The following is a 7,335-nucleotide window of genomic DNA, read 5'->3' on the forward strand; positions in this document are numbered from 1 at the left end:
CGGCGGGCTGGCCGGGCGAAAGGTTCCAAGGGGCCGGCGGGACGCCGGCGGTACTCTAACGGTGGTCCGGCGCTACTTCAATACCGATCTCAAGAACTGCCCGGTCCAGCTGGTCGGGTGTGCGGCGATCTCTTCAGGCGTGCCCGCAACGATGATCTGGCCGCCCGCGTCGCCGCCCTCGGGGCCCAGATCGATCACCCAATCGGCCGTCTTGATCACGTCCAAATTGTGCTCGATGACCAGCACGGTGTTGCCCGCATCGACCAGTCGGTGCAGCACGCCGAGCAGCTTGCGAATGTCCTCAAAGTGCAGCCCTGTGGTCGGTTCGTCCAGGATGTAGACCGTGCTGCCGGTGCCGCGCTTGCTCAGTTCGGTCGCCAGCTTCACCCGTTGCGCCTCGCCGCCGCTTAGGGTTGTGGCGGGCTGGCCTAGCCGAATGTAATCAAGCCCCACGTCGTTTAAGGTCTGCATCTTGCGCTGGATGGCCGGAAAGGCGGCGAAGAAGCCGACCGCCTCCTCGACCGTCATGTTGAGCACGTCGGAGATGGTTTTGCCCTTGAACTTGATTTCCAGCGTTTCGCGGCCGTATCGCGCCCCTTTGCAACTCTCGCAGGGCACGTAAACATCGGGCAGAAACTGCATCTCGATTTTAATCATCCCGTCGCCGCGGCAGGCCTCGCATCGCCCGCCTCGGACGTTGAAGCTGAAGCGACCGGGAAGATAGCCTCGGGCGCGAGCCTCGGGCACGGCTGCGAAAAGGTCGCGGATAGTGTCGAACACGCCGGTATAGGTGGCCGGATTGCTGCGCGGAGTCCGCCCGATCGGCGACTGATCGATGTCGACCACCTTGTCCACGTCGTTCAGCCCTTCGATCGCGTTGTGAACGCCCCAAGCGTGTCGCGTGCCATAAACGTGGTACATGAGGCGCGGAAAGAGCGTCTCTTGAATCAGCGTGCTTTTGCCCGATCCGCTGACGCCCGTAACGCACACAAAAAGACCAAGGGGAATCTCCGCAGTTACGTTCTTAAGGTTATTCTGTCTTGCGCCGATCAGCCGAATGCGCTTCTTGGTCGGCGGTCGTCGCAGGAGGGGGATTTCGATTTGTCGCTTTTTGGTCAGATACTGTCCAGTGAGGCTCTCTTTGGTCTTTAGTATCTTGGAGAGCGGCCCAGCGGCGACCACATGGCCGCCGTGATCCCCCGCGCCCGGCCCCAGATCGACGATGTAATCGGCCTCGCGGATCGTCTCTTCGTCGTGCTCGACCACGATGACGGTATTGCCCAGGTCGCGCAGCCGCGTGAGCGTTTGTATCAGTTTGCGATTATCGCGCTGGTGCAGACCGATGCTCGGCTCGTCCAGGATGTAAAGCACTCCCATCAATCCGCTTCCAATTTGTGTCGCTAACCGTATCCGTTGCGCCTCGCCGCCCGCCAGCGTGTTGGCCGCGCGGTCTAACGTCAGGTAGCCTAAACCAACGTCTAACAGGAATCCCAGCCGAAGTCGCGTCTCTTTGACAATTCTCTCGCCAATGGTGCGCTCCCGCTCGGTGAGTTGGGGCGTCAGGCCGCCGAACCACTCGCAAGAGGCCTCGATGCTCATGCGTGCGACCTCGGCAATGTTTCGTCCCCCTACGGTTACGGCCAAGCTTTCGTCCTTCAGGCGGCGGCCTTTGCATTTAGGGCAGGGACGGACGGCCATAAACTGTTGCAACTCGCCCCGAATGTACTCGCTCTCGGTATCGTCGTACCGTCGCTGAAGGATATTCAGAATGCCTTCGAACGCGGCGCTGACAGTGCGAGACCGACCCCACTTGTTCTTAAACTCTACAGCCACCTCGCCCTGGACGCCGTACAGCAAAACGTTGAGCTGATTGGGTTTGAGATCGACGATGGGCGTCTCGACGCTAAAACCGTATCGTTTGGCCACTCCGGCCAACATTGCAAATCGCCATTCGGTCATCTCGCCGTCGCGCTTCAAAAAGGGCGCTAGCGCCCCTTCGGCGATCGATTTAGTAGGATCGGGAATCACCAGCTCGGGATCGAACTCGGTCTTGGTGCCCAGCCCGGTGCAATCAGGGCAGGCGCCATAAGGACTGTTGAAGGAAAAGGAGCGCGGCTCTAGCTCGCCCACGTTGATGCCGCAATCGGGGCAGGCGAACTGTTCGGAGAAGAGCGTCTCCGGCCCATCCTGTTGGCTGATGGCCACCACGCCTTTGCCTAATTTCAAGCCCGTCTCGATCGCTTCGGCCAGTCGGGTTTGAATGCCGTCTTTGACGACCAACCGGTCGACGACGACCTCGATGGTGTGCTGCTTGTATCGGTCGAGAGGGATGTCGTCGGTTACTTCGCGCATCTCGCCATCGACGCGCACGCGCACGAAGCCCATCTTGTGGATGTCTTCGAAAATCTGCCGATACTCGCCCTTTCGGCCGCGAATGACCGGTCCTAACACTTGGATGCGCTCGCCTTCAGGCATCTGCATTACGCTTTCGACAATGCCATCGACGGTCTGGCGGGTAATCGGTTTGCCGCAATTGGGGCAGTGCGGTCGTCCCGCCCGAGCAAATAACAAGCGAAGATAATCGTAGACTTCTGTGATGGTACCGACCGTCGAGCGCGGATTGTGGCTGGTGGACTTTTGGTCGATAGAGACGGCTGGGGACAACCCTTCGATGTAATCCACGTCGGGCTTGTCCATGACGCCCAAGAATTGCCGAGCATAAGAGGAGAGCGATTCGACATAGCGGCGCTGACCCTCGGCATAGAGCGTATCGAACGCGAGCGTAGACTTGCCAGAGCCGGAAATGCCGGTGATCACGATCAGTTTATCGCGGGGCAGTTCAATGCGGAAGTTCTTAAGATTGTGCTCCCGCGCGCCCTGAATGACGATCTTATCTTGAGCCATGTGCGAAACAAGATTCTACCACTTTTTGCAGGTCGGGCAACAGCGCTGGCGAAGGAGTTTCGCGTGTTTACGGTAACTCAGATCGACCCATGGATTTGTGCGAGTTTGGAGGAACTGGGGCAGTTTAGGCGGTCTGACGATCGTCTGAAGGGCCTTGGCGCGAGGAATGACATCGTAACGCTCGCCTTTCTGCTGCGCACCGATCGCGCCTGTCGAGCGACGATGAGTTGCCCTCGCGGAGAACTGTGCATAGTCGGGTTCGGTCGGTCTAGAACGGGCGAGGCCGTGCCGGACGCTTTGTTCAGACAGCCGCCGAAAGTCGATGCGCCGAAGTTCTTTGCAAATTGGGCGCACCTTAAGCAACCGATGGAACTGGAGCCTGGAATGCCGGCCATGCTTTGGCTGACAGCGCCCAGTCCGTCGCCGAAGTTCGACCTGACGATCGAGAGCGGCGGAACGCGAATCAGGGTTCCGGTGGAGATCGAGACCGTTCCCATCGATCTTCCGAAAGAGAATCCGCTGAAATGCTTCCTTTGGCAGCCGGCGCCGACCGGCGTCGATTGGGCGCCCGCTTATGTCAAGACCGGCGTCAATGTCTTCAATCGAGGCCATGCGGCGGCCAAGAAGGCGGGCGCACAGTTCCTATTGTTCAATGCGCCTGATCCGGTCTTCATGCGCGAGGCAATGTCTGGCGCGAGCGAGGCCAAGGCGCAAGAGCAGCTGAAGAACATCGAAGATCAAGTTCGGGATTTGAAACTTCGGCAAGGTCAATACGCCGTCTATCTGACCGACGAGCCGCCCGAGATCGATCTGGATCGTGCGATCGAGTGGTTGCGCTGGATGCGCCGCCGTTCTACCACTCTGCCGATCTACTTGACGCTGCCTTGGGGACCAGGACCGGTCAACACAAAAATGTCGGCGGCTGGCGTACGAAGGCTGATCTCGGAACAGGTTGACTTTTATCAGCCTTATTGGCATTACTGTTGGGACGGGAGCGGCTGTTGGACAGAATTAAAGCGTTCGGGAAAGCCGCTTTGGATTTACGAGATCATCTCGAACGCTACCCGACAGAAAAACTGCGGCGTCTCTTGGTTGCGCAAGGGCTTCTATCGAGCGTACGAATATGGCGCTCAAGGCGTTGGGGTTTATGCGGCGTACGATCCTCGCGGCAACGCATGGGAAGATGCGCCAGACAGAACCGGCTATTGGCTGCACTACTCGGATGGCGATTTGGTCTCGTCAAGGGCGTTGGAAGCGTTTCGACAGGGCGTTCAGGACTTCAAACTGATTTCGGTATTGAAGGGCAGGGCGCCCAAGCGTTGGCTAGACGAGCAAGTTAACGCGGCGATTGCGGCCAAAACCGGGGAGGAGATGGCCAAAGTTAGAGAGACGCTGTTAAGATTTAGAAGTTAAATTGTTTCTGGTAACGATTCCGCAGCCAGATGGCGATCGCGTTCATAGTCAGCAGCAAGGCGAGCAACACGATCACGGCGGCGGCGCTGTTCTCGTGGAAGGCCTTTTGGGGCCTCGAGACCCAATCGAACACCTGTATGGGCAGCGCTGTGAACTCTGCAAAGAGATTGTTGGGCAGTTGGGTTACCATAGCGAAGGCGCCGATGGTGATAATGGGCGCGGTCTCGCCAATAACGCGAGAGAGGGCGAGGATCACGCCGGTCAGCATCGATGGAAAGGCGATTGGTAACGTCTGTCGTTGAACCGTCTGCCATTGCGTGGCGCCCAAGGCGAGCGATCCTTCGCGAATGCTGCGCGGCACGGAGCGCAGAGATTCCCGGCTGGCGGTGATGATGACAGGCAGGGCAAGCAGGGAGAGCGTGCAGGCGCCGGCCAAAAGACTGCGCTCCATTTGTAAGAATCGTACGAAGACCTGCAGGCCGAGCAAGCCGTAGATGATAGACGGCACGCCCGCCAGGTTGCTGATATTGATCTCGATGAAACTGGAGACGGCGTTGCGCTTGCCGAACTCCTCCAAATAGATAGCGGCGCCGATACCGATCGGGATCGAGATGATGGCCGTTAGGATCATCAGATAGAAGCTTCCGATCAATGCGGGCAAGATGCCTGCGTTTGCCGCTCGTCGCGAGGGGTAAGACGTTAGGAAATCCCAACCCAGCCTCGATGCGCCGTCCAGAAGCGTCTTGGCCAGCAGCGTAACCAGCACGCCCAGCGCGAACAGCACGACAAGGGCGGCAATGAACTGAAACAGCCGTTCGTTGCGCGATTGCCGATCTCGCCAGCCTCGCGGCGTCTCCAAAGGCTGCGGGTTCACAACCGCGCCTCCTTGTATCGTTTGCGGATGAAGTGGCTGACCAGGTTGAGGGCGAGCGTGAAGACGAAAAGTAACAAGCCGACTGCAAAGATGGTCTGATAGCCGAGCGAGTTGTGCGGCACGTCGCCCTGAGAGACCTGCACAATATAGGCCGTCATCGTTTGCACGGCGCCGCGCGGATCGGCGGTGAATGCGGGCTGTTGCCCAGCGGCCAAAGCGACGATCATCGTCTCGCCGATAGCGCGGGAGATGCCCAGCAAAAACGAAGCGGAAATGCCCGACATGGCGGCCGGCACCACCACGCCCCACACCGTCTGAAACCGGTTAGCGCCCAAGGCCATCGATCCATGTCGCAAGGCAGGCGGCACGGCGTAAAGCGCGTCCTCGCTCAACGAGGCCACGGTCGGAATGATCATGATGCCCATCACAATGCCCGGGCTGAGGGCATTGAACTGTTGCAGTCCCGGTACGAACGATTGAAGCAACGGGGTAACAAAGATCAGCGCAAAGTAGCCGTACACGACCGTTGGGATTCCGGCCAGGATCTCCATAATCGGCTTGATGCGCCTTCTATGTTCCGGCCTTGCAAACTCGCTCAGGTAAACCGCGGTGATCAAGCCTAATGGCAGGGCAACCACCATGGCGACGGCGGTCGTAAGCAGCGTTCCGCACACCAGCGGCAAGACGCCGAACTGTTTGTTGGCAAATAGGGGCGTCCAGTTGCGACCTGTCAAAAACTCAAACGGCGATACGGACTTAAAGAACGCAGCGCTTTCGGAAACGAGCGTCGCAACGATTCCAAGCGTGGTCAGCACGCTGACCGAAGCGCACAGCATGAGAAAGAGTTGGACGAGCGCCTCGCCCCATGTCCTGCGCTTTTTAGCAAATCGACCGGCAGGACCAATCGAGTCGGCGGTCGCAGACGGCGTCAACCTGGCTTACTCCTTTTCTGCCTTGTAAAGGTCCGTCAGTTTGACCCCGACTTGAGATCCGTGCTCGCCAAAGACCGAGCCGAGAGTCTTCTTGCCCCACCGCTCCTTGGCCATGTCATAGATTTCGTTCGGCAGCGGTACATAGCCCGCTTCCGTGGTCAATTCAGCGATGTTAGCGAATAGAAAGTCGATAAACGCCTTTACCTCTGGTCGGTCGGCGGCCGCTTTGTTGACATAGATGAACAGAGGTCGGGCGAGCGGTTGATAGGAACTGTCGATCACGCTCTCCGCGGTCGGCTCGACCGCTACGGTCGAGCCGCCTGTGTCGTTGATGATCTTGACGGCCTTCAGGCGGTCGCGATTCTCTTCCAAGTAATGGACGCCAAAATATCCAAGGGCGTACTTAGAACCCGCGACGCCTGTAACCAGCGTGTTGTCGTCCTCGCTGGCCGTGTAATCGGGGCGGCTGGCGCCTTCCTCGCCCACAATCGCGCTGGTGAAGTAATCGAACGTGCCCGAGTCGGTGCCCGCGCCATAGAGCTGGATCGGCTCATCCGGCCATCCCGCTCGGATTTGCGACCAACGAGTTACTTTCTTCTCAGCGGCCGGCTCCCAGAGCTTCTTGAGCTCGGAAACGGTCATCTCGCTGCACCAATCGTTTTCTGGATGCACGACCACGGCGAGCGCATCGTAAGCGACGGGCAGTTCGATGTACTCAACGCCGTTCTTGGCGCAATCCTCAGCTTCAGACGCTTTGATGGGTCGAGAGGCGTTGGAAATGTCGATTTCTGCGCGGGAAAACTTCTTGAACCCGCCGCCCGTGCCGGATCGACCGAGCGCAAGGTTGTACTGCGGGTTCTCTTTCTTAAACTCTTCGACGACGGCCTCCAGAATCGGCAACACGGTGCTCGATCCATCGATCTTGATGGTTGCTCCAACCGCTTTTGTCGAATCGTTTTTACTGCATCCGGCCAAAAGCAAGACGACCAAAAGGCTTACTGCAAGCGTATTCTTCATAACCACCCCTGTCTTAGATTCTGAAGTGCGGAATGTTAACGGATTGTTAAGAGGGGCGTTTCCTAGAGGGTCTGGCATCGGGAACTTCTGCGCTTGCAATAGCGTCCTTAGAATCAAGCTGGCATCATCGCGGCTAACAACACAGCAAACGGAGGCGTGCCATGCTTCATCGCTGTCTGCATCGTCTCTCGTGTT

Annotated in this window: 5 protein-coding genes; 1 reads left to right on the forward strand and 4 read right to left on the reverse strand. The window is 58.4% G+C overall.

Annotation, left to right across the window (positions count from 1 at the left end):
- Positions 1 to 72 precede the first annotated feature (72 nt).
- Entirely contained in the window at positions 73 to 2,904 is a 2,832-nt protein-coding gene (gene uvrA, locus HUU60_11445; GenBank protein NUL83320.1) for an excinuclease ABC subunit UvrA, read from the reverse strand.
- Between uvrA and HUU60_11450 the strand changes: the two genes are divergently transcribed.
- Complete coding sequence (locus tag HUU60_11450; GenBank protein NUL83321.1) at positions 2,896 to 4,317, forward strand: hypothetical protein; 1,422 nt, start codon at positions 2,896 to 2,898, stop codon at positions 4,315 to 4,317. The two genes, uvrA and HUU60_11450, sit on opposite strands and share 9 nt — an antisense overlap.
- Here the strand turns inward: HUU60_11450 and pstA are convergent.
- The 3 genes from pstA to HUU60_11465 form a co-directional block, all read right to left on the reverse strand.
- Entirely contained in the window at positions 4,307 to 5,176 is an 870-nt protein-coding gene (gene pstA / locus HUU60_11455) for a phosphate ABC transporter permease PstA (GenBank protein ID NUL83322.1), read from the reverse strand. The two genes, HUU60_11450 and pstA, sit on opposite strands and share 11 nt — an antisense overlap.
- A gap of 11 nt (positions 5,177 to 5,187) precedes the next feature.
- A complete protein-coding gene (gene pstC, locus HUU60_11460) occupies positions 5,188 to 6,027 on the reverse strand; it encodes a phosphate ABC transporter permease subunit PstC (GenBank protein ID NUL83323.1) in 840 nt (279 codons plus the stop codon).
- Between the two features lie 102 nt (positions 6,028 to 6,129).
- Positions 6,130 to 7,140 (reverse strand): PstS family phosphate ABC transporter substrate-binding protein, encoded by a 1,011-nt coding sequence (locus HUU60_11465; GenBank protein ID NUL83324.1) that lies wholly within the window; start codon positions 7,138 to 7,140, stop codon positions 6,130 to 6,132.
- Between the last annotated feature and the right edge of the window lie 195 nt (positions 7,141 to 7,335).

This window comes from Armatimonadota bacterium (assembly GCA_013359125.1).
Taxonomy (GTDB): Bacteria; Armatimonadota; Fimbriimonadia; order Fimbriimonadales; family GBS-DC; genus JABWCR01.